We start from the raw sequence: 2458 nt of genomic DNA, 5'->3' as shown, positions 1-2458 counted from the left end.
GATCATATCATAGGCCTCTTTCTGAGATACAAACCTGCCGGGCAGAGTCAGCACATTGGCATCGTTATGCATCCTGACCAGCCTTGCTATCTCCGTATTCCAGCATAGGGCGCTCCTTACATGCTTATGATGGTTCAAAGTCATGTTGATACCGTTGCCCGTACCGCAGATGGCAATGCCCCTGTCGCAGTCGCCACTGTCGATGGCCTCTCCCAGCTTATGGCCGAAGTCGGGATAATCGACACTCTGTGTACCATCATAGGTACCGAAATCGGCATAAGGGATGCCCTGTTCCCTGAACAGGCTGATGATATATTCTTTCACCGGGTAGCCGGCATGGTCACTGGCCAGTCCGATGGGTTTTGAGGGGATGGGAAATAAGCTCATGTGATAGTTCTGAGTTATGAGTTATGAATGATGAATGATAAGTTGCAGGCTGCTTTCATTCCACAACCTGCAACTGTTTGTTCTTTGTTAACTGTTTACTGTTAACTGTTTCACCTGGTTGTATACATTCTCAGGGGTAAAGCCCAGTTTCTCGTCCAGCACCTTGTAAGGGGCGGAGAAACCGAAGGAGTTCATCCCCCAGATCCTGCCTTTATCGCCTACAAGGCCCTGAAGGGTGACAGGAAGACCTGCGGTAAGGCCGAACTTCCGCTTGCCGGCAGGAAGTACGCTTTGCTGGTATGCTTCGCTCTGTGCACGGAACAGACCCTCGGAGGGTACCGATACGATACGGGTCTTAATACCTTCGGCTTTCAATAGCTTAGCTCCCTCCACAAGGGTCGATACTTCCGAACCCGAAGCCAGCAGGATAACATCGTAGTTCTCATCTTCTTCCACGATGTAAGCCCCTTTTTCAGCCTGTAGGGCTTCCGTGTAGCGGTTTACTTTGGCCGGCAGGTCGTTGATATTCTGCCGTGAGAAGATAAGGCCTGTCGGAGTGGTTTTGTTCTCCATGGCCATCTTCCAGGCTACGGTAGCTTCCTGTACGTCGGCAGGACGCAGAACCAGCATCGAGTTGTGACCGTGATGGTTCTGGAGTTTCTCCATCAGGCGTATCTGGGCTTCCTGTTCCACCGGTTCGTGGGTAGGGCCGTCTTCGCCTACGCGGAAGGCATCGTGTGTCCAGATGAACTTGACCGGCAGTTCCATCAGCGCTGCAAGGCGGATGGCTGGCTTCATATAGTCGGAGAATACGAAGAAGGTGGCGCAGGCGGCTGTGACTCCTCCATGGAGGGTCATACCGATACACAGGCAGGCCATGGTCAGCTCCGATACTCCTGCCTGCAGGAAGGCTCCCGAGAAGTCGCCTTTCTTCATGCTGCGGGTATGCTTGAGGAAACCGTCGGTCTTGTCCGAATTGGACAGGTCGGCTGATGATACGATCATATTCTCCACCTGTCTGGCCAATACTCCTAATACGGTAGCGGAGGCGGCACGGGTGGCCTGATTTGGCTTCTGTTCGATGCCGGCCCAGTCGATAGCCGGTACATAACCGTCGAACCACTGCTGCATCTTTTGTGCCGCTTCGGGATTTTGTTTTGCCCAGGCTTCTTTGGCAGCATATTTTTTTGCTACTATCTCTGCCAGTTCGGCAGCACGTTTTTCGTAGAGTTCTTTGACTTCAGGGAAGATAACGAACGGATTGGCCGGGTCACCGCCCAGATTCTCGATGGTCTTCTCATAAGAGGCCCCGGCTGCACTTAGTGGCTGGCCGTGTGTCTCCGTTTCGTCTTCGAAGCTTGTGCCGTCTGCCTTGACCGCTCCTTTTCCCATCACGGTCTTACCGATAATCAGGGTAGGGCGTTCTTTCTCGAGCTTGGCTTCTGTCAGGGCGGCACGGATCTGGGTGGCGTCATTTCCTGTGATGGTGATCACACGCCAGCCCCATGCCGTATATTTGGCGGCCACGTCTTCTTCGGTCACTTCGCGGGTCTTGGTAGACAGCTGGATGCCGTTGGAGTCGTAGAACATAATCAGGTTGTCAAGTCCAAGGTGTCCTGCCGTACGGCCTGCTCCCTGTGAGATCTCTTCCTGCACGCCTCCGTCGGAGATAAAGGCATAGATGGTCTGGTCCATGCAGTCTCCGAAGCGTTGTTTGAGGAACTTGGCGGCGATGGCCGCTCCCACGGCAAAGGTATGTCCTTGTCCGAGCGGACCGGAGGTGTTCTCTATGCCACGCAGGATATCCCTTTCGGGATGTCCCGGCGTTACGCTGCCCCACTGGCGGAAGCCCTGCAGGTCTTCCATGCTGAACTTGCCGGCAAGGGCAAGGGTGGAATACAGCATCGGGGACATATGTCCGGGATCTAAAAAGAAACGGTCACGGCCTTCCCACCGCGGGTTCTTAGGGTCGTAAACCAGAAACCCGGTGAAAAGCACATTGATGAAGTCGGCGCCGCCCATAGCGCCACCCGGATGGCCCGATTTGGCCTTCTCGACCATCGAGGCCGAT

The 2458-nt window shown here is 54.4% G+C and carries 2 protein-coding genes; both read right to left on the bottom strand.

What is annotated here, in order from left to right; all coding sequences use genetic code 11:
• The coding region (locus tag ACFO6W_RS26050; protein WP_380002056.1) for an RpiB/LacA/LacB family sugar-phosphate isomerase at positions 1 to 387 on the bottom strand (387 nt) is incomplete at its 3' end.
• An 87-nt stretch (positions 388 to 474) separates the two neighbouring features.
• A partial coding sequence (locus ACFO6W_RS26045) for a transketolase family protein (RefSeq protein WP_380002054.1) occupies positions 475 to 2458 on the bottom strand: 1984 nt, incomplete at its 5' end.

Origin of the sequence: Dysgonomonas termitidis (assembly GCF_042654545.1) — a bacterium.
In the GTDB taxonomy this organism is placed as follows: domain Bacteria; phylum Bacteroidota; class Bacteroidia; order Bacteroidales; family Dysgonomonadaceae; genus Dysgonomonas; species Dysgonomonas termitidis.
The sequence above is the reverse complement of the archived record's forward strand: the minus strand, read 5'-3'. Positions and strand labels throughout refer to the sequence as shown.